Origin of the sequence: Streptosporangium sp. LJ11, from assembly GCF_051918945.1 — a bacterium.
In the GTDB taxonomy this organism is placed as follows: Bacteria; Actinomycetota; Actinomycetes; order Streptosporangiales; family Streptosporangiaceae; genus Streptosporangium.
Genome location: NZ_JBPXMB010000025.1, coordinates 112,868 through 131,575, shown reverse-complemented (window position 1 = coordinate 131,575; position 18,708 = coordinate 112,868). Strand labels below are relative to the sequence as shown.

General features: G+C 70.6%; 18 protein-coding genes. All 18 read right to left on the bottom strand.

The window, feature by feature from the left end:
* Positions 1 to 10: 10 nt before the first annotated feature.
* Positions 11 to 559 carry a F0F1 ATP synthase subunit B gene (locus ACTOQ3_RS32390; protein ID WP_440087243.1) on the bottom strand — a complete coding sequence of 183 codons (549 nt, stop codon included), beginning with the start codon at positions 557 to 559 and terminating at the stop codon, positions 11 to 13.
* A 34-nt stretch (positions 560 to 593) separates the two neighbouring features.
* Positions 594 to 821 (bottom strand): ATP synthase F0 subunit C, encoded by a 228-nt coding sequence (gene atpE, locus ACTOQ3_RS32385; RefSeq protein WP_030906562.1) that lies wholly within the window; start codon positions 819 to 821, stop codon positions 594 to 596.
* A gap of 78 nt (positions 822 to 899) precedes the next feature.
* Positions 900 to 1,691, bottom strand: coding sequence for a F0F1 ATP synthase subunit A (gene atpB / locus ACTOQ3_RS32380; protein ID WP_440087242.1), 792 nt, complete (start codon positions 1,689 to 1,691; stop codon positions 900 to 902).
* A gap of 67 nt (positions 1,692 to 1,758) precedes the next feature.
* Positions 1,759 to 1,974 (bottom strand): AtpZ/AtpI family protein, encoded by a 216-nt coding sequence (locus ACTOQ3_RS32375; RefSeq protein WP_362679901.1) that lies wholly within the window; start codon positions 1,972 to 1,974, stop codon positions 1,759 to 1,761.
* 78 nt (positions 1,975 to 2,052) lie between these two features.
* Entirely contained in the window at positions 2,053 to 2,478 is a 426-nt protein-coding gene (locus tag ACTOQ3_RS32370; RefSeq protein WP_440071837.1) for a hypothetical protein, read from the bottom strand.
* Between the two features lie 152 nt (positions 2,479 to 2,630).
* Positions 2,631 to 4,034, bottom strand: coding sequence for a glycosyltransferase family 4 protein (locus ACTOQ3_RS32365; RefSeq protein WP_440087241.1), 1,404 nt, complete (start codon positions 4,032 to 4,034; stop codon positions 2,631 to 2,633).
* A 57-nt stretch (positions 4,035 to 4,091) separates the two neighbouring features.
* Positions 4,092 to 5,357, bottom strand: coding sequence for a serine hydroxymethyltransferase (glyA, locus tag ACTOQ3_RS32360; protein ID WP_440087240.1), 1,266 nt, complete (start codon positions 5,355 to 5,357; stop codon positions 4,092 to 4,094).
* Between the two features lie 125 nt (positions 5,358 to 5,482).
* Entirely contained in the window at positions 5,483 to 5,863 is a 381-nt protein-coding gene (locus ACTOQ3_RS32355; RefSeq protein ID WP_362679889.1) for a hypothetical protein, read from the bottom strand.
* A 129-nt stretch (positions 5,864 to 5,992) separates the two neighbouring features.
* Positions 5,993 to 8,488: a hypothetical protein gene (locus ACTOQ3_RS32350; RefSeq protein ID WP_440087239.1), complete on the bottom strand. Its 2,496-nt coding sequence runs from the start codon at positions 8,486 to 8,488 to the stop codon at positions 5,993 to 5,995.
* 109 nt (positions 8,489 to 8,597) lie between these two features.
* Positions 8,598 to 9,263 carry an L-threonylcarbamoyladenylate synthase gene (locus ACTOQ3_RS32345; RefSeq protein ID WP_440087238.1) on the bottom strand — a complete coding sequence of 222 codons (666 nt, stop codon included), beginning with the start codon at positions 9,261 to 9,263 and terminating at the stop codon, positions 8,598 to 8,600.
* A 10-nt stretch (positions 9,264 to 9,273) separates the two neighbouring features.
* On the bottom strand, positions 9,274 to 10,128 hold the full coding sequence (gene prmC, locus ACTOQ3_RS32340) for a peptide chain release factor N(5)-glutamine methyltransferase (protein WP_440087237.1): 855 nt from the start codon (positions 10,126 to 10,128) through the stop codon (positions 9,274 to 9,276).
* A gap of 24 nt (positions 10,129 to 10,152) precedes the next feature.
* A complete protein-coding gene (gene prfA, locus ACTOQ3_RS32335) occupies positions 10,153 to 11,205 on the bottom strand; it encodes a peptide chain release factor 1 (RefSeq protein WP_344744662.1) in 1,053 nt (350 codons plus the stop codon).
* 103 nt (positions 11,206 to 11,308) lie between these two features.
* Positions 11,309 to 11,527: a 50S ribosomal protein L31 gene (gene rpmE, locus ACTOQ3_RS32330; protein ID WP_362679879.1), complete on the bottom strand. Its 219-nt coding sequence runs from the start codon at positions 11,525 to 11,527 to the stop codon at positions 11,309 to 11,311.
* A gap of 287 nt (positions 11,528 to 11,814) precedes the next feature.
* Positions 11,815 to 12,459, bottom strand: a complete 645-nt coding sequence (locus tag ACTOQ3_RS32325; protein ID WP_440087285.1) for a response regulator transcription factor — start codon at positions 12,457 to 12,459, stop codon at positions 11,815 to 11,817.
* A gap of 13 nt (positions 12,460 to 12,472) precedes the next feature.
* Complete coding sequence (locus ACTOQ3_RS32320; protein WP_440087236.1) at positions 12,473 to 13,792, bottom strand: sensor histidine kinase; 1,320 nt, start codon at positions 13,790 to 13,792, stop codon at positions 12,473 to 12,475.
* Positions 13,793 to 14,072: 280 nt separating this feature from the next.
* A complete protein-coding gene (gene rho / locus ACTOQ3_RS32315) occupies positions 14,073 to 16,151 on the bottom strand; it encodes a transcription termination factor Rho (RefSeq protein ID WP_440087235.1) in 2,079 nt (692 codons plus the stop codon).
* 467 nt (positions 16,152 to 16,618) lie between these two features.
* Positions 16,619 to 17,587 (bottom strand): homoserine kinase, encoded by a 969-nt coding sequence (locus ACTOQ3_RS32310; RefSeq protein WP_440087234.1) that lies wholly within the window; start codon positions 17,585 to 17,587, stop codon positions 16,619 to 16,621.
* Positions 17,588 to 17,645: 58 nt separating this feature from the next.
* Positions 17,646 to 18,704, bottom strand: coding sequence for a threonine synthase (gene thrC / locus ACTOQ3_RS32305; protein WP_440087233.1), 1,059 nt, complete (start codon positions 18,702 to 18,704; stop codon positions 17,646 to 17,648).
* Positions 18,705 to 18,708 lie beyond the last annotated feature (4 nt).

The window sequence follows — 18,708 nt, the reverse complement described above, 5'->3', positions numbered from 1 at the left end:
CGCCGTGTCATCAGCGGACCGCCGCGTTGCTCGACTCGAGCTCCTCGAGGAACCTGTCGACGGTACGGCGCTGGCGCGCCTCGTCCTCCAGGGACTCCCCGACGATACGACCGGCCAGCTCGATCGACAGGCGGCCGAGCTCCGTGCGGAGCTGGGCGAACGCCTGCTGGCGGTCGGCCTCGATCTGCAGGTGGGCGGCCTCGACCAGGCGGCGAGCCTCGGCCTGGGCCTCCTCGCGGAGCTCGGCCTTGATCTGCGCACCCTGCTCACGGGCCTCCTCACGCAGCCGCGAGGCTTCGTGACGGGCTTCGGAGAGCTGGTCCTTGTACTGCTTGAGCAGCGCCTGGGCCTCGGCCTGCGCGTCCTCGGCTCGCTTGATGCCGCCTTCGATCGCATCGGTCCGCTCGACCAGGGTCTTCTGGATGCGCGGGGTGAGGATCTTACCGACGACGAAGAGGACGAAGAAGAAGGCGAAGCCGCCGACGACAAGCTCGTAGGTGTGCGGGAGGAGGGGGTTAGCCCCCTCCTCCGCTGCCAGGAGCGAAGCTGCCTGAATCATTTGTGCAGCCTTCCGTCAGAGGTTTTTCTGCGTCTTACTGACCGAACATGAACGGCGCGACAAGGCCGATGAGGGCCAGCGCCTCGGTGAGGACGAAGCCGAGCAGCATGTTCTGGCGGATCAGGCCGTAGGCCTCGGGCTGGCGGGCGATGGCCTGCACACCCTGACCGAAGATGATGCCGACGCCGATGCCGGGGCCGATGGCGGCGAGGCCGTAGCCGATGGAACCGAGGGAGCCGGTGACCTCAGCGAGGATTCCCATTGCCATGGTGTTGTGTTTCCTTTACAGGTCGGCCGGTGAAGGCTCACCGGTCTGGATATTCGAGGGAGGTCTGTGCGTCTAGTGGTCGGCGTGGAGCGAGTTGCCGATGTACATCGCGGCGAGCATCGCGAAGAGGAACGCCTGCAGGAACTGGATGAACATCTCGAAGCCCGTCATCGCGATCGTCATGATCACGCCGACCACGCCGAGCGGTGCGCCCAGCGGGGTGAGCTTCTCGAAGAGGAACCAGAAGCCGACGAGGCTGAAGAAGGCCAGGATGATGTGGCCGGCGAACATGTTGGCGAACAGTCGCACCGCGTGCGTGAAGGGCGCGATGATCATGTTGGACAGGAGCTCGATCGGGGCCAGCAGCACGTAGATCGGCTTGGGCAACCCCGGGGGGAACATCATGTTCTTGAAGTAGCCGATCGCGCCCTGGTGCTTGACACCCAGGTAGATCTTCAGGATGTAGACGCTGAGGGCGAGCACGATCGGGAAGGCGATGTGCGAGGCGACCGGGAACTGCAGGAACGGGATGACGCCCATCAGGTTCCAGACCCAGACCAGGAAGAACATGCTGAGCAGCAGGCCCATCCACCGGTCGGCGTCCTTGCCGAGGAACGGCCGGGCGACCTGGTCGCGGACGAACATGTAGCCCATCTCGCCGATGTTCTGCACGCCCCGCGGCACCAGCTTCGGGTTGCCGAAGGCCGACCAGCAGAAGCCGATGACGAGGATCGAGCTCAGCAGGGCCAGCAGCACCGGCTTCGTGAGCCAGGCGACGCCCGAGACGATCGGGGCGGCGTCGAAGAGTTCGAGTCCCGGAGGCGTGAACTCGTCCCCGGGAGCGAGGAGCGTCAGCGTGCTCACGCGGCGTTCCCTTCAGCGTGGTAGGTGATCGAAATGGCTTCGTCAGCGAAGCGACCGCCGCCGAAGGCTAGCGACCGTACTTCCGGTAGACCAGGTAGACGGATAGAGCGACCCCGAGAATCAATCCGATCGGGGTGAAGGCGACCACGCCAGTCCACTTGGACAGCAACCAGCCCCCACCGCCGTACAGGATCATCCCGGAGAGGAGATAACTGGGGATCGACCAGGCGGCGTTGGCGAAGTCGCGGCCGTCGTCTTCGGGCCGGATTTTCTTTTCGCTCATCGCGGGCATGACGATAGCAGTCGCGGTGAGGACTAGTCATATCGGGCAGGGTCCAGGCCGCCAGCGAGATGATACGCCTCATCGCGGATCGCCCTGACCTGGAACCCGGCCATCGGGGTCGACGTAGAGCATCTTGAGTTTCATGAAGCCGCGCATCTCGCCGACCGTCCAGGCGATCGTGCACGCGATGGCCGCCCAGCCGAAGGCCTTGGGCTCGAACGCGGTGGCGTCCTCGAAGGTCTTGAGCAGAGCCATGATCACGAGAATCTTCACCGCGTAGCTCAGCACCGCGGCGGTCATCATCATCATGGGCGACACGCGGCTCGCGTACGAGACGGCCATGATGCCGAGGGTAAAGAAGACACCGACGACCACGGTCCCGATCGCGGCGCCGAGCGCTCCCTTGGCTCCGGCCAGCAACGCCGCGACGAGGATCACGACCAGCCCCACCAGCACCGTGGGTATCGCAGCCCCCTTCAGAAGGCGCACGTCGTTGGCCAGCATCGGCACTCCAAGTGACTGTTATCAAGCGAGCGATTGCTACCTTGCAGGTCTGGGCAGGTTCACCATCTGCTAGTGAAAGCTATCACAAGCTCATGGAAGAGCGCCTTTACCTGCCGTTTCAAGTGAACGATCAAGGAGCCGGGGAAAGCGGCTCAAAGCGGCGTCTCAGGGTTTGAGAAACCGTGCCGGGGCGCGCTGAGTGACAGGTCGGGCCGCACCGGCAGGGTGGCCGTGTCGTCGCCGGCGGCGGCCGGACGGTGCCCCGGCGCCTCCGCGGGATACGGATGGGGCCTGACCCGGCCCGGCTGCCGCTCGCCGGGGTGCGCGTGCCGCCCGGGTCCCTCCGCGGGGCCGCCGGAACCTGCGGGACCCGTGGGATCGAGCGGGCCGCGCCCGTCACCGCGCCCGTCACCGCGTCCGTCGCCGCGCCCGTCGCCCTGGCCCTCGGCCCCGCCGAGGTCACGGCGGGCGCGCCAGCGGGGCAGCGCCATCATCACCAGCACGCCGATGGCGAGCAGCACGGTCAGCGGGAACAGGATGAGCGGGACGCCCTCGATGGACAGCGCCACGACCGCGAAGGCGAACAGGAAGGTCCACGCGTACATGATCATGACGCTGCGGCGGTGCGAGTGGCCGATGTCCAGCAGCCGGTGGTGCAGATGCCCCCGGTCGGGCGAGAACGGCGACAGGCCGTTGGACGTGCGCCGGATCACCGCCATGATCAGGTCCAGCAGCGGGAGCACCAGGATCGCGACCGGCACGAGAAGGGGGAGGATGACGGGGAAGCCGTTGATGTTGCTGGAGTCGAGCGGTGTGACCAGGATCATCGTGGAGGCGAGGACCAGGCCGATCAGCATCGCCCCCGTGTCGCCCATGAAGATCTTCGCCGGGTGGAAGTTGTGCGGCAGGAAGCCCAGGCAGACCCCGATCAGCACCGAGGCGATGACCGCCGTCGCGTTGATGCTGGTGTCGCCGTAGTCCTTCGACAGGGCCACCGAGTACGTCCACGTGGCCATCGCGGCGATGCCGACGATCCCCGCGGCCAGCCCGTCGAGCCCGTCGACGAAGTTGACGGCGTTGATCATGACGACCACGATCAGGATCGTGATCAGCGGGCTCAGCGTCGAGTCGAGGGTGGTCTGCCCGCCCAGCACCGTGGGCAGCGGGAGCCACGGCAGGCTGACGCCGAAGGTGACGAGCACCCCCGCGGCGCCGATCTGCCCGGCGAGCTTGACGAGGGCGTCCATCCCCAGCCAGTCGTCCAGGAAGCCGGTCAGCGTGATCAGGCCGCCCGCGGCGATCAGCGCGATCACGATCTTTCCCTGACCCTCGGCCAGCTTGCCCCCGGCGTAGGGCAGCTCGGCGGCGATCAGCAGACCGGCGACGAGGCCGCCGTACATCGCCAGACCACCCAGCCTGGGCGTCGGCGTGGTGTGCACGTCACGATCGCGGACCTCGGGCATGGCACCGATACGGACGGCGAAAACGCGGATCAGCGGAACCAGCAGATACGTCACCGCGGCCGCGACGAGCGCCATGAGTAGATATTCGCGCACGGAACCAGTTTCGCGGATAGACCGGCCACCTGTGACCGGAAAACGACACAGAACAGCTCATAGTTCGCTGGGATATATCCGGTGGGTCCTCGTCAGCACCGCGGCGCGCTCCCGTATCTCACCCGTCGCGTCGGGGTTGCGGATGACCTGCGCCACCATCGAGGCCACCTCCTTCATCTCCTCGGGCCCCATCCCCTGGGTCGTGACGCAGGGGGTGCCGACCCGGATCCCGGACGTCACCGTGGGCGGCTCCGGATCATAGGGGATCGCGTTGCGGTTCAGCGTGATCCCGGCCGCTTGACACCGCTGCTCGGCCACCGCGCCGGAGATCCCGACGTCGCGCAGGTCGATCAGCGCCAGGTGGCTGTCGGTGCCCCCCGAGACGGGCCGCATGCCCTCGGCGGCCAGCGCGTCGGCCAGCACCTGGGCGTTGGCCACCACCCGCCGCGCGTACTCCGCGAACTCCGGCCGCAGCGCCTCGCCGAACGCCACCGCCTTGGCCGCCACCGCGTGCATGAGCGGGCCGCCCTGCACGAACGGGAAGACCGCCCGGTCGATCCTGGGACCCAGCTCCCGCGTGCACATGATCCCGCCGCCCCTCGGACCGCGCAGCGCCTTGTGCGTGGTGAAGGTCACCACGTCCGCGTACGGCACGGCGGAGGGCAGCGCCCGCCCGGCCATCAGGCCGACGGTGTGCGCGACGTCGGCGAGCAGCCAGGCGCCCACCTCGTCCGCGATCCCCCGGAAGGCGGCGAAGTCGATCTCGCGGGGGTAGGCGGTGGCACCACAAATGATCATCTTGGGCTGGTGCCGCAGCGCCAGCTCCCTGACCTCGTCGTAGTCGATCAGCTCGGTGTCCCTGCGCACGCCGTACGCCACGACGTCGAACCAGCGTCCCGAGAAGTTGACCTTGGAGCCGTGTGTGAGGTGGCCGCCGTGCGACAGCTCCATCGCCAGCATGGTGTCACCCGGCTGGAGCAGGGCCGCGTAGGCCGCCAGGTTCGCCGAGGCGCCGGAATGAGGCTGCACGTTGACGTGCTCGGCGCCGAACAGCCGCTTGGCCCGGTCGATTGCGAGCCGCTCGGCCCGGTCGACGACCTCGCACCCGGCGTAGTAACGCCTGCCGGGGTAGCCCTCGGCGTACTTGTTGGTGAGCGTCGAGCCGAGCGCGGCGAGCACGGCGGGCGAGGTGAAGTTCTCACTCGCGATCAGTTGGACGCCTCCGCGGAGCCGGTCGAGCTCGTCGAGCAGCACGCTCGCGATCTCCGGGTCCTCGCGCTGCAGGAGACCGAAATCTGGCCCGTAGTACGGTTCTGCGCCCATGGCTCACACCCCGAAGACGACGACTCACCCCCACTGTAAGCCCGCCGTCCCCGGTTATCCCATGTCAGGGACGCGCCGCCCCGGGACAGCGTGTCGCGGAGGACCGCCGCCGCCGGGAGGCCGCCTCACGAGAACGCGTGCGGGGCTCCGGCTTTGACCGGCACCCATCTCGGCGTGTCGGCCGCCTGGTCGCTGATCGACGTCAGGATCGCCTGCCGGTAGAGGCTCAGACGGGTGCGCCACTCCGTCATGTCCTCGACGTAGCGGCCGGAGACGGGGGCGTCCCAGACGTCCCTGCTCCTGGCGAGCTGGTAGGCCTTGTCCAGGCTGGCGGTCAGCGTGTCGAGCACGGGGAGCACCTGCCTCCACATCATGACCAGCCGCTGGTAGTCGGGGTTGAACTCCCACGACGTGACGGCGTCCGGGGACGGCAGCCCGTTGTTGGCCGAGGCCGGCGGGGTCTCCCCCGGCTGCAGCGGCTGCGGTGCGGGTGGATCCACGAACATCACAGGCTCCTCACCCTCGCTGACACGCTCCCTGCCTCCTGCTCACTCACCGCTACCCGGTGCCTCGTGCTCATCCGGCCGCCGCTTCGCGCTCACGGCGCTCACGGTCTCGCGCCCGCGTTCCGGTGATCACCGGCCGCCGCCCGGGGGCGGGATCGGCCGCAGCGGGTCTCCCGGTTCCACGTCGCCCGCCGGGCCGTCGGGCCGGATGTCCATGGGCGCCCAGGCCCCCTCACCCCAGGTCTCCCCGTCGGGCACGCTCACGCCCGGCATCTCCAGCGGCTCGATCTCGCGGGCGTTGTCGGCGAGCGTCCTGAGCGCGTCGAGATCGAGCGGGCTCGCCTCGGCGGTGACGACGTCGCTGCCGTCGTTCGCCCACCGGGCGGCCGAACCCTCGCCCGGCTGCGCGGCCGCCCCGCCGGGCGCCGCCCCCGCCGCCTGCCCGGACGTGCCCTCGGCACCGCGGGCGTCACCGGAGATCGCGTCGCCGATGGACGGCACCGGCCCCCCGGCGGGCCGGGTGGCCGCCTCGCCCGAGGCCGTGCCCGCCGTCTGGATCGCGGGCTCACCGGAGGCCGTCCCTGCGGGCCGGGGCGCGGCGGGCTCTCCGGAGGTCGTACCGGTGGACTGGGGGGTGGTGTCGCCACCGGTGCCCGGCGGCTGGACGGTCTGGTCCGTTGCCGGGCCCGCGGTGTCGAGGAGCGGGTACGCGGGCTTGGCGGAATCGAGCGGGCCGTGCGGCTCGACCCAGCCGGGCTGCCCGGTGGTGCCGGAGACATTGTCGATCGCGGGCATCTCCAGCGGCGGGATGTCCTCGATGTTCTTCAGCAGCTCGTCGACCTCGGCCGCCGTGGGCGCGTCGAGCGGGATCTGGAGCACCTTCACCCCGTCGACCTCCACGATCTTCGCCTTGGAGTCGCTCTGGTCGATGTCGTCGGGGTGGTCCTTCCTGGGGGTGTCGAGGACGGTGTCACCGGAGGAGCCGCCCTCCTCCCTCGGCGAGCGCTCGTCGCCCTTGGAACCGGCGTCGCCCTTGGCGTCGGGATCGTTCGCGGGCGCGTCGCCGGTGGAATCCCCGCGCGGGGTCGTCTCGTCGCCCTTCGAGCCCGTGTCGCCCTTGGCGTCGGAGTCGTTCACGGGCGCGTCGCCGGTCGGATCCTGCCCGCGCGGCGTCGTGTCGTCCGCGTTGACGATCTCCGGCCGGGTGTCGTCGGCCCTGGGCGGCTCCGGCGCGGGCGCGGACTCCCCCTGCGGCGTCCCCGGCACGAGGCCGGTGTCCGGGGTGGAGGTCTCGGGCGTACGCGGGACGCCGGGCGCCTCGCGCGGCGCGGTGTCGACCGGCTGTCCCCCACCCTGCGGGTTCTCCCCCGGTCCGGGGACCGCGGGCTTCAGGTCCTCGACCCTCGGCGTCTCCGGCCGCGCGTCGTCGGCCCTCGGGGCGTCCGGCGCGGGCGCGGAATCCTGCCTGGGAGCCTCCGGCGCGGGCGCGCCCTCGGCGTTCGGTGTCCCCGGCGCGGGCGCGCCCTGGGCGTTCGGCACCTCCGGGACGCGATCCGGCGCGGGCGCCTCGGGCCGGGTGTCCTCGGCCCTCGGCGCGTCCGGCAGGGACGGGGAATCCGGGGTGCGGGCCTCCGGCGGGGGCGCGGAATCGCCTTCCGGGACCTCCGGTACGGGATCCGGAGCAGGAGGCTCGGGGCGTGGCTCCTCGGCTCTTGGAGGCTCCGGCGCGGGATCGGGCTTGGGAGGCTCGGGGCGCGGCTCCTCTGCCCTCGGGGGCTCCGGCGCGGGATCGGGCTTGGGGTCGGGTTTGGGAGGCTCGGGGCGCGGCTCCTCTGCCCTCGGAGGCTCCGGCGCGGGATCGGGCTTGGGAACCTCGCGCGGCGCACTGTCCGTCGGCTTGCCGCCCTCCTTGGGCGTCTCCCCCTCCCGCGGGGAGGTCTCGTCGGCTTTCGACCCCGTTTCCGGCTTCCGGTCGTCCGCTCCGGACGCCTCGGGTTTCGGCGTCTCCTTCCGATCGTCCCGATCGTCGCGCGGGGAGGCCTCGTCACCCTTCGAACCCGCCTCGGGCTTGGCCTCGTCGCCCTTCGGGGTGTCGGCCTTCGGGGTGTCGGCCTTCGGGGTGTCGGGCTTGGTGTCGGGCTTGGAGGAGTCCTTGGGATCGTCGCGCCGCGTGCTCTCGTCCGACTGGTCGCCGACGCGGGGTTTGTCGTCCGCCCCGACCGCCGGCTTGAGATCCTCCGCCTTCGGGCTCTCGGGCTTCGCACCGTTCTGGGAACCGGCCTCCGGCTTGGCGCCGTTCTGGGAGTCCGTCTGCGGCTTCGCCCCCTCGCCCTGGGAGCCCGTCTCGGGCTTCGGGTCCCCGGCCTTCGGCTCGGTGGGAGGCGCCGTCGCGTTCTGGCTGACCTTCTTCTCCAGTAACGCCACGCGGGCGGAGACGTCTCGGACCATCACATCGCACGCGTCGGCGATCTGGACGGGTCGGTGGGTCGACTGCGAGGACAGGCCGGCCCCGCTCATCATCTGCGAGACCCTGCCCTCGACGTTCCGCATCTGCTCGGCGGCCCGCTGCACCTCGGACAACAGGTCGCGGACCAGCTTGGGGTCCATTCCTTCGAACTTGCCCATGGACGTCTCCCAGGAAGTGTCGGCCCACTTCAAGGTACCGGGGAGACAGCCCGGCGTCACGGTGATAATCAGATGGCATGGAACACGGCATATGCCGTGGACGCGCTGGTCAGTTGTCGGGCTCCGAGCCCGTGTCCGTCGCGACGTAGCCGATCACACCGCGCAGCTTCTCCACGCTGATCGCCCCGCGCCGCAGCAGCCTGGGCACCGCGGTGGTCAGGTCGAGGATCGTCGAGGGGATGTCGCTCTCGCACGGCCCCGCGTCGAGATAGACCGACACCGAGTCGCCGAGCTGCTTCTCCGCGTCGGCGGCGGTGGTGGCGGCCGGGGCGCCGGAGCGGTTGGCGCTGGAGACGGCCAGCGGGCCGGTCTCCTTGAGCAGGTCGAGGGCGACCGCGTGCAGCGGCATCCGGATGGCGACGGTGCCCTTGGCGTCACCGAGATCCCACGACAGCGACCGGTTCACGCGGCAGATCAACGTGAGCGGGCCCGGCCAGAAGGCGTCGACGAGATCCTGGCCGTACGGGCCGAGGTTCTCCACCAGGGCGTTGGCGGCCCGGACGGTCCCGACCAGCACGGGCACCGGCATGTCACGGCCGCGCCCCTTGGCCGCCAGCAGGGCGGTGACCGCGGCGGGCGTGAAGGCGTCGGCGCCGACACCGTAGACGGTGTCGGTCGGGAGCACCACGAGCTCCCCCCGCTGGAAGGCGGAGGCGGCCTCGAGCAGGCCGGTGGCTCGCTGCTCGGCATCCATACAGTCATAACGTCGGCTCACGGCGTGCATCCTATTCCTGGCCGAATCGAGCGGTGACGAAGCGGTCCCTGCGCGTCAGATCCTGGCGGCTGCGCACGTCGCGCCAGCCGTTCTCCTCGGAGAAGATCAGATATACCGGAGTGCCCTGCTGGTCGGCGTGCTCCACGGCGACGAACCCGCCGGGACGGAGCAGCCTCCTGGAGGTCCGCTCGACCGCCCTGACCTCGTCGAGGCCGTCGCTGCCCGATCCGTACAGCGCGCGGTGCGGGTCGTAGTCGCGGACCTCGGGGTCGCGGGGGATCGCGCCCGGCGGGATGTAGGGCGGGTTGGAGATCACCAGGTCGACCTGGCCGTCCAGCTCGGAGAGGGCGTCGGCCAGATCCTCCGGGTGCAGGTGGACCCGGCCCTGGCCGTACTCGATGATGTTGCGCTTGGCCCAGGTGTAGGCGCCCGGGTCGACCTCGACCGCGTGCACGGTGGCCAGCGCGACCTCCTGGGCGATCGACAGCGCGATGGCGGCCGAGCCCGTCCCGAGATCCACGACCACCGGCGAGGCGACGTCCATCTCCCGCAGCCGGTCGATCGCCCAGCCCGCCACGACCTCGGTCTCCGGGCGCGGTACGAAAACGCCGGGCCCGACCTCCAGGGACAGGTAGCGGAAGTAGGCCCGCCCGGTGATGTGCTGGAGCGGCTCGCGGGACTCCCTGCGGGCGACGCCCTCCCAGAACAGGGCGTCGAAGTCGGAGTCCTTCACCGTGTGCAGCTCGCTGCGGCGCACGCCGTGCACACACGCGGCGATCTCCTCGGCGTCGGTGCGCGGCGACGGCACACCTGCCTCGGCGAGCCGGGCGGTGGCGAGGGCGATCTCGTCCAGCAGAAAGGTCATGGGCGCGTTCTATGAATGGGCGAGCTACGAATGGGCGGCGAGCTTCTCCGCCATCTCGGCGTCGAGCAGGGACTGGATGACGGCCGAGAGGTCTCCGTCGAGCACCTGGTCGAGGTTGTAGGCCTTGAAACCGACGCGGTGATCGGAGATGCGGTTCTCGGGGAAGTTGTAGGTGCGGATGCGCTCGGAGCGGTCGACCGTGCGGATCTGGGACTTGCGCTCGGCCATGGCGGCGGCGTTGGCCTCCTCCTCGGCGATCGCCTGCAGGCGGGCCCGCAGGATGCGCATGGCCGACTCCTTGTTCTGGAGCTGGCTCTTCTCGTTCTGGCAGGAGGCGACGACACCCGTCGGGACGTGCGTGATCCGCACGGCCGAGTCGGTGGTGTTGACGCTCTGGCCACCGGGGCCGCTGGAGCGGTAGACGTCGATGCGCAGGTCGTTCGGGTCGATCTGGACGTCGACATCCTCGGCCTCCGGGTAGACGAGCACCCCGGCGGCACTGGTGTGGATGCGCCCCTGCGACTCGGTGACCGGGACCCGCTGGACGCGGTGCACGCCGCCCTCGAACTTGAGCCTCGACCAGACGCCCTCGTCGCCCCTGGCCTTCAGGGCGATCGTGACGTCCTTGTAACCGCCGAGGTCGGAGTGGGTGGCGTCGATCAGCTCGGTCTTCCAGCCGATCCGCTCGGCGTAGCGCAGATACATCCGCAGGAGGTCTCCGGCGAACAGGGCGGACTCCTCGCCCCCCTCGCCCGCCTTGATCTCCATGATGATGTCCTTGTCATCGTTGGGATCGCGCGGGACGAGCAGGTGCCTGAGCTTCTCCTCCAGCTCGGGAATCCGGGCCTCCAGCTCCTTGGCCTCCTCGGCGAACCCCTCGTCCTCCGAGGCCAGCTCCCGCGCCGTGCCGAGGTCGGACTGGACGCCCTCGAGCTCGCGGTAGGTGGCGACGATCGGGGTCAGCTCGGCGTAGCGCCTGCCGAAGGTGCGCGCCTGCTTCTGGTCGGCGTGCACGGAGGGGTCGGCGAGCTTGAGTTCCAGCTCGGCGTACTCACTGAGCAGCTCGTCGAGATTCACCGTGCGTCCTTCCTTGAAAGCCCTTGTCAGCCTGCCTCATCACCACGAACGCCGACCCGGGCCCCCACAAGGGGGGTTCTCCGAGCCGGCGCCGGGATGAGAGCTACTGGCCCGCGGGCTTCTTGCCGAAGCGCTTCTCGAAGCGCGCCACCCGGCCGCCGGTGTCCAGGATCTTCTGCTTGCCCGTGTAGAAGGGGTGGCAGGCGGAGCACACGTCGGCGTGGATCACGCCGTTCTTGGCGGTGCTGCGGGTGGTGAAGGAGTTACCACAGGTGCAGGTCACCTGGGTCTCGTTGTACTCCGGGTGAATGTCGGGCTTCATATCGCCTTTTCCTCTCCAAAACGCGGTCGCCGGGTCGCCACTGTCTCTCGCCTGTGAGGCTTGCGCGCTGAGCACACCGGGGTGCGCGCGGGCGGGAACCGGAACCGCTACGGTTCGGCTACCAGTGTGCCAGATCCTCCAACCATCCCAGGCCACAAGACATTCCCCACCCCGGTGACCCGCGGTCCCAGAACGGACACGGCGTGCTCACGGCCCCCTGGCGAGCGCGATATCCGTGAGGGGACCGGAACCCCGGACCCCGCGGGGAAACCAGGGGCTCCAGGCCCTCACCTTCCCAGGTACGCGAGCACGGCGAGGACCCGGCGATGATCGTCGGCGGCGGGCTCCAGCCCGAGTTTGCCGAAGATGCTGGAGATGTGCTTCTCCACGGCGCCCTCGGTGACGAGCATCCGCCCGGCGACCGCGGTGTTGGAGCGCCCCTCCGCCATCAGGGCCAGGACCTCGCTCTCCCTGACGGTCAGGGACTCCAGGGGGTCGCCCTTGCGCTGGCGGCTCAGGAGCTGCCCGATCACCTCGGGGTCGATGACCGTCCCCCCGGCCGCCACCCGGCGTACGGCGTCGAGGAACTCGGCCACGTCCGCTATCCGCTCCTTGAGCAGGTAGCCGACCGCCGCGGCGCCGCCGCCGATGAGCTCCGTGGCGTACTGCTCCTCGACGTACTGCGACAGGACGAGGATCGGCAGCCCCGGCCGCCGGGACCTGGCCTCCAGAGCGGCGCGCAGCCCCTCGTCGGTGTGGGTCGGCGGCATCCGCACGTCGACGACGGCCAGGTCCGGATCGTGCTCGTCGACCACCGTCACCAGGCCGGGGCCGTCGCCCGCCACCCCGACGGTCTCGATGCCCCCGTCGGCCAGCAGCCTGGCCAGTCCCTCGCGCAACAGCACCGAGTCCTCGGCGATCACCACCCGCATGGGTCTCACGTTCTCACCATTCGCAGGGCAACTCCGCCCTGATCATCGTGGGGCCGCCCAGCGGGCTGTCGACGGTCAGGGTGCCGTCGATGGTCGCGGCCCGGTCGGCCAGTCCGGCGAGGCCGCTGCCCGGCCGCGGCACGGCGGCGCCGACCCCGTTGTCGTAGACCTCGACGATCACCCGCTGCTCCTGGCGGCTCACCCGGATGAACGCCTCGGTGGCCTCGGAGTGCTTGGCGAGGTTGCTCAGGCACTCGGCCACGACGAAGTACGCGATGCTCTCCACCGCGGGCGGGGGCCGGTGGGAGACCTCCACCGACAGGTCCACCCGTACGGGCGCGCGGGCGGCGAGCGACGACAGGGCCGCGCTCAGCCCCCTGTCGGTGAGGATCGCCGGGTAGATGCCCCTGGCGAGGTCGCGCAACTCGGCGATGGCGGCCTTGGTACCCCGGTGCGCCTGGGCCAGGAGCTCCCTGGCCGCGTCGGGGTCGGAGTCCAGTTTGGCCTGGGCCCGGCCCAGGTCCATGGCCACGGACAGCAGCCGCTGCTGGGCGCCGTCGTGCAGGTCCCGCTCGATCCGGCGCCGCTCGGCCTCGGCCGCGTCCACCCCGCGGGCCCGGCTGGCCCGCAGGTGGGCGGCACGGGCGGCCAGCCGGTTCTTCTCGCTCGTCCCCAGCAGGGCGACGCCGAGCAGGCCGTGCAGCCAGGCCATGCCACGGGTTGCGTAGAGGGCCGCGAGCAGGAAGCCGACCCCGATCAGCGTGCACAGCAGCGCCCTCGGCACGCTGTCGATCGGCAACTCGTCGATGGGCGTCATCGGCTGCCCGGCCAGCAGCAGGGGCAGTGGCGCGATCGTCAGGCTCAGTCCGAGGATCCACAGGACCGCCGTGACGGTGAACTCCGCGATCCCGATCGGCAGCAGCAGGAGGAGATAGAGCAGGTCCTTCCAGGTCGCGGGGTCGACGAACATGTCCTTCCAGCGCAGGAACAGGTTGTCGCCCTCGGAGGGCCGGTACGGGCTGGGGATGTCGACGCCGAAGGCCAGCCGCAGGAACCGGCGCTCCAGTATCGCGGCGCCTCGCCAGGCCAGCATGGTCAGGGCGAGCAGCGGCAGTCCGACCCACACGAGCACCATCACCAGGGAGGCCGGGATCACGGACGCGAGGAACGCGAAGCAGGCGAGGCCGTAGAACATGCTGACCAGCAGGTAGGGAACGGCCCGCCAGGTCATCGGGTCGACGAGCATGCCCAGGGGGCCGTTCGGACCGAGCGGCACGCGCCGCCTGAGCGGCGTCCTGACCGCGGTCGTGCTCGCCAGCGTCTCGGCCGTCATGCGCCTCCCCTGTCCCCGGTCAGCCCGTCGTACGCCGTCCTTGTCGCGTCCCGCCGTCCCTCGCGCGTCTGGCGTCTCCTCGCGCCGCCCGCCTTCGCGTGACCGCCCCCCTCCTCGCGTGCCGTCCACGCGCCGCGGTCATCGCGGGCGCGGACCCGGGAGCCGCGCGGGAAAAAGCGTCCTGAAGTAGGGATATCCCGAAGTACGGGGTCGCACAAGGGCTTTGGAAACGCGAACGCCCCGGCCGGAGGGGCCGGGGCGTTCGACGTACGGCGGGTGATCAGTCGCGCTCGGAGCTGACCGTCGTCTTCTGCACCTGGAGCAGGAACTCCGCGTTGGACTTGGTCTCCCTCATCTTCTCCAGGAGAAGCTCGAGGGCCTGCTGCATGTCCAGGGCGTGCAGCACGCGGCGGAGCTTCCAGGTGATCTGGAGCTCGTCCTTGCCCATGAGGATCTCTTCCTTACGGGTGCCGGACGCGTCGACGTCCACCGCGGGGAAGATCCGCTTGTCGGCGAGCTGCCGGTTGAGCTTGAGCTCCAGGTTGCCCGTGCCCTTGAACTCCTCGAAGATGACCTCGTCCATCTTGGAGCCGGTCTCGACCAGCGCGGTGGCGAGGATCGTCAGCGAGCCGCCGTTCTCGATGTTGCGGGCGGCGCCGAAGAAACGCTTCGGCGGGTAGAGCGCGGTGGAGTCGACACCACCGGACAGGATGCGGCCGGAGGCCGGGGCCGCCAGGTTGTAGGCGCGGCCCAGCCGGGTGATCGAGTCGAGCAGCACGACCACGTCGTGGCCGAGCTCCACCAGGCGCTTGGCACGCTCGATGGCGAGCTCGGCGACCGTGGTGTGGTCCTCGGCCGGGCGGTCGAAGGTCGAGTGGATGACCTCGCCCTTCACCGACCGCTGCATGTCGGTGACCTCTTCCGGACGCTCGTCCACCAGGACGACCATCAGGTGGCACTCGGGGTTGTTGCGGGTGATCGCGTTGGCGATCGACTGGAGGACCATCGTCTTGCCCGCCTTGGGCGGGGAGACGATGAGACCGCGCTGGCCCTTGCCGATCGGGGCCACCATGTCGATGATCCTGGTGGTCAGGATGTTCGGCTCGGTCTCCAGGCGCAGGCGCTCCTGCGGGTAGAGGGGGACGAGCTTGTTGAAGTCGGGCCGCTGCCGCGCCTGCTCCGGGTCCATGCCGTTGACCGTGTCGAGGCGGACGAGCGCGTTGAACTTCTCGCGGCGCTCACCGTCGCGGGGCTGGCGGACGGCGCCGGTGACGACGTCACCCTTGCGCAGGCCGTTGCGGCGGATCTGGGCCAGCGAGACGTAGACGTCGTTGGAGCCCGGCAGGTAACCGCTGGTCCTGACGAACGCGTAGTTGTCGAGGATGTCCAGGATTCCGGCGATCGGGATCAGGACGTCGTCGTCGCCCACCACGGGCTCGTTGCTGTCGAAGCGCTCGCGGCCGCGGCGGTTGCGCTCGCGGAACCGGCCGCGACGGCCACGGCGGTCGTCGTCGTCGCCCACGCCGTGCTGGTCGTTGCGGTCCTGCGGGCCCCGGTTCTGCGGGCCGCGGTCGCCGCGCTCGCCCCTGTCACCGCGCTCGCCCCTGTCACCGCGGTCGTTGGTGCGGTCGCCGCGGTCGTTGAGACGCTCGCCGCGGTCGTTGGACCGCTCGCCGCGCTCACCGCGGTCGTTGAGCCGGTCGCCGCGGTCGTTGAGCCGCTCCCCGCGGTTCTGGCCGGCGTCGGCGGCGCGCTGGTCGGCGCGGCCGTCGTTGCGGTTGTCGGGGCGGTTGTCGCCGCGCTCACGGCGATCGTTGCCCCGCTCGCCGCGCTCGCTGTTGCGGCCACGGCGCTCGCCGCGCTCGCGACGGCTCTCGCCGCGCTCGCCACGGCCCTCGGCCGGGGCGGTGTCGATGGTCTGCTGCTCCACGACGGGCTCGGGCGCGACGACGGCGGCCACGGGCTCGGGGGCGGGGGGCGCCTGCTCCACGACGGGCTCGGCGGCCACGACGGGGCGGGAACGTTCCCTGCGGGTGCGCGCCGGACGCTCGGCGACCGGCTCGGCCACGACGGCCGGGGCGGCCACGGCAGGAGTCTCCTTGACGGCGGCGGGAGCCTGGGCGCTCTCGGTGGAGACGCCCTGCTTCTCCTGGATGGCCGCGATCAGCTGGCTCTTGCGCATCCGCCCGGTCCCGCTGATGCCGAGGCCGGAAGCCATGGCCTGCAGCTCAGGCAGCACCATGGCGGAAAGGCCTGTGCCGGAGCGACGGCGCGGCTTGGCCGCGGGGCGGGTGGGGGTGTCGCCGGACGCCGGCGCCGTGCCGGTGACGTCGGAGAGGAGTTCGGTGGTGTCGCTCACTAATGGGTCCTTCCCAGGGGTCGGGCGTGGCCATGATCAGCCAATCGTCCCGGTGGTGCGATCGACCCGGTGGGACAGACCGGGTCGGGTTGCACGTCGCGATCCTCGGCGGCCCATGGAGAGCCGCCGCCACTGTCGGAGAAGGGCGGATCCAGGCCGTCACCATCGCGAATCGCCGACGGTGGGACTTGGAGGACACCCCCCCGGATTGCTACCGGCAACCAGATGTCGAGGTAGATCGAACGCGCATGTCCCCTAAAACGCCGCTTCTCGTTGCCCCAACCGAAATCTGGAGCATTCGGAGGCGACGGATTCGGGGAGGCCACTGCGGCGCTCATGTCTCACCAGGTGAGACATGATGCAGCGATGTGTGGCTGACAAGCACGCACCCAACGCGGGGCACCTGGTGCGGCTATCAGCCTAACATCACCAGCGCACACAGCTATTCCCTGAAGGTCGAAGAGTCGTCAGCGTGTCTCAAGAGAAACAACGCGGGCGCCCCTGGTTTCGACTTCCAGTGGCTGGATGTGCCAGTCATTACCCACTTCCGGTGCGATCAAATCCTGCGTATTCATCGTTGACAACGCAAGAACCGTGGGCCCCGCACCCGAGACGACCGCGGCCACTCCCGCCCTCCGCAGCCGTCGTACCAGGTCGGCGGTGTGCGGCATCGCGGGCGCGCGGTAGTCCTGGTGGAGGCGGTCCTCCGTGGCTGCCAGCAGCAGGCCGGGCTCGGGCCTGGCGGTCAGCGCCGCGACCAGCAGGGCGGCCCGGCCGGCGTTCGCGGCGGCGTCGGCGTGCGGGACCTCCTTGGGCAGCAGCCCGCGGGCGGTCTCGGTCGACAGCCGGTGCGCGGGGACGAGGACCACGGGCCTGACGGCCTCGTGCGGGAGGAGCCGCACCAGGTGCGGCACGCCTCCGGCGTCCGTCCACGCGACGGTGAGCCCGCCCGCCAGGCACGGCGCCACGTTGTCGGGATGGCCCTCGATCTCGGTGGCCAGCGCGAGGACGCCGTCGTCGGTCAGCCCGGGCGGATGATCCCGGCCGGGGTGGGAGCCGTGCTCGGACGAGGGCGCGTACGGGGTCGTGGCCAGCGCCCGGGCGGCGAGGATCCCGGCGCAGATCGCCGCGGAGGAGGACCCCAGGCCGCGGGCGTGCGGGATCCGGTTGAGACAGCGCAACCGGATGCCGCGCGGCTGCGGGAGACCCATCCTGTCGAAGGTCGCGCGCATCGTGGTGACGATGAGGTGCCCCTCGCCCAGGTCGAGCTCGCCGGCCCCCTCGCCCTCGACCGCGATGTCGATGCCGGGGGACTCGAAGATCTCGGCCTCGATCTCGTCGTGCAGGCCCAGGGCGAGTCCCAGCGTGTCGAATCCGGGGCCGAGGTTGGCCGACGTCGCGGGGACCCGGACGGTCGCCTTCGCCCCGCCGGTCATCGGGGTCCCGTGGGGGCCGTGTGGTCCGTGGGGGGCACGTCGCTTCTCCTGAGATCCACTAGGCGAGTTCGAGGGCGGTGGCCGCGGCGTGCGCGTCGATCGGGATCGTCACCGGGGTGGGCGCGCCCGAGATGGCCCAGTCGGGGTCCTTGAGACCGTTTCCGGTCACCGTGCACACGACACGCTGCCCAGGTTCGACCAGCCCCTGCGCGTGGGCCTGCAGGAGGCCCGCCACACTGGCGGCGGAGGCGAGCTCGACGAACACGCCCTCCTCCTGGGCGAGCAGCTTGTACGCGGCGGCGATCTGACGGTCGGTGACGGCCTGGATGACACCGCCGGACTCGTCGCGGGCGGCCTCGGCGAGCTGCCACGAGGCCGGGTTGCCGATGCGGATCGCGGTGGCGATCGTGTGCGGGTGGGTCACCGGCGCGCCGTTGACGATCGGCGCGGCGCCGCTGGCCTGGAAGCCGAACATGCGCGGCGTCCTCGCCGCGACGCCGTCCCGGGCGTACTCGGTGTAGCCCATCCAGTACGCCGAGATGTTGCCCGCGTTGCCGACCGGGATGCAGTGGATGTCGGGGGCGTCCCCGAGCGTGTCGACGATCTCGAAGGCGGCGGTCTTCTGGCCCTGGAGCCGGAACGGGTTCACCGAGTTGACCAGCGCGATCGGGTAGTTCTCCGACAGCTTCCTGGTCATCTCCAGGCAGTCGTCGAAGGACCCCTCGACCTGGAGCAGCCTGGCCCCGTGGACCAGCGCCTGGGCCAGCTTGCCCATCGCGATCTTGCCCCGGGGCACCAGCACGGCGCAGGTCAGGCCCGCGCGGACCGCGTAGGCGGCGGCGGAGGCGCTGGTGTTGCCGGTCGAGGCGCAGATGACGGCCTTCGCCCCGTCCTCGACGGCCTTGCTGATGGCCATGGTCATGCCACGGTCCTTGAAGCTTCCGGTCGGGTTGAGGCCCTCGACCTTCAGGTAGACCTCGCAGCCGGTCAGCGCCGACACCCGGTTCGCCGGGACGAGCGGGGTGCCGCCCTCCAGGAGCGTGACGACGGGCGTCGCCGTGTTCACCGGCAGTCGGTCACGGTACTCCTCGATGAGGCCACGCCACGCCCTGGTCATGATT

What these genes read in the sequence shown, in the direction of transcription:
- ACTOQ3_RS32350 (WP_440087239.1), bottom strand. Translation starts at nt 8,488, where the DNA reads ATGGGCAAGTTCGAAGGAATGGACCCCAAGCTGGTCCGCGACCTGTTG.
- thrC (WP_440087233.1), bottom strand. Translation starts at nt 18,704, where the DNA reads ATGACCAGGGCGTGGCGTGGCCTCATCGAGGAGTACCGTGACCGACTG.
- ACTOQ3_RS32390 (WP_440087243.1), bottom strand. Translation starts at nt 559, where the DNA reads ATGATTCAGGCAGCTTCGCTCCTGGCAGCGGAGGAGGGGGCTAACCCC.
- ACTOQ3_RS32310 (WP_440087234.1), bottom strand. Translation starts at nt 17,587, where the DNA reads ATGACCGGCGGGGCGAAGGCGACCGTCCGGGTCCCCGCGACGTCGGCC.
- ACTOQ3_RS32355 (WP_362679889.1), bottom strand. Translation starts at nt 5,863, where the DNA reads ATGTTCGTGGATCCACCCGCACCGCAGCCGCTGCAGCCGGGGGAGACC.
- prmC (WP_440087237.1), bottom strand. Translation starts at nt 10,128, where the DNA reads ATGACCTTTCTGCTGGACGAGATCGCCCTCGCCACCGCCCGGCTCGCC.
- ACTOQ3_RS32375 (WP_362679901.1), bottom strand. Translation starts at nt 1,974, where the DNA reads ATGAGCGAAAAGAAAATCCGGCCCGAAGACGACGGCCGCGACTTCGCC.
- rpmE (WP_362679879.1), bottom strand. Translation starts at nt 11,527, where the DNA reads ATGAAGCCCGACATTCACCCGGAGTACAACGAGACCCAGGTGACCTGC.
- glyA (WP_440087240.1), bottom strand. Translation starts at nt 5,357, where the DNA reads ATGGGCGCAGAACCGTACTACGGGCCAGATTTCGGTCTCCTGCAGCGC.
- atpE (WP_030906562.1), bottom strand. Translation starts at nt 821, where the DNA reads ATGGGAATCCTCGCTGAGGTCACCGGCTCCCTCGGTTCCATCGGCTAC.
- ACTOQ3_RS32370 (WP_440071837.1), bottom strand. Translation starts at nt 2,478, where the DNA reads ATGCTGGCCAACGACGTGCGCCTTCTGAAGGGGGCTGCGATACCCACG.
- ACTOQ3_RS32320 (WP_440087236.1), bottom strand. Translation starts at nt 13,792, where the DNA reads ATGACGGCCGAGACGCTGGCGAGCACGACCGCGGTCAGGACGCCGCTC.
- ACTOQ3_RS32325 (WP_440087285.1), bottom strand. Translation starts at nt 12,459, where the DNA reads ATGCGGGTGGTGATCGCCGAGGACTCGGTGCTGTTGCGCGAGGGACTG.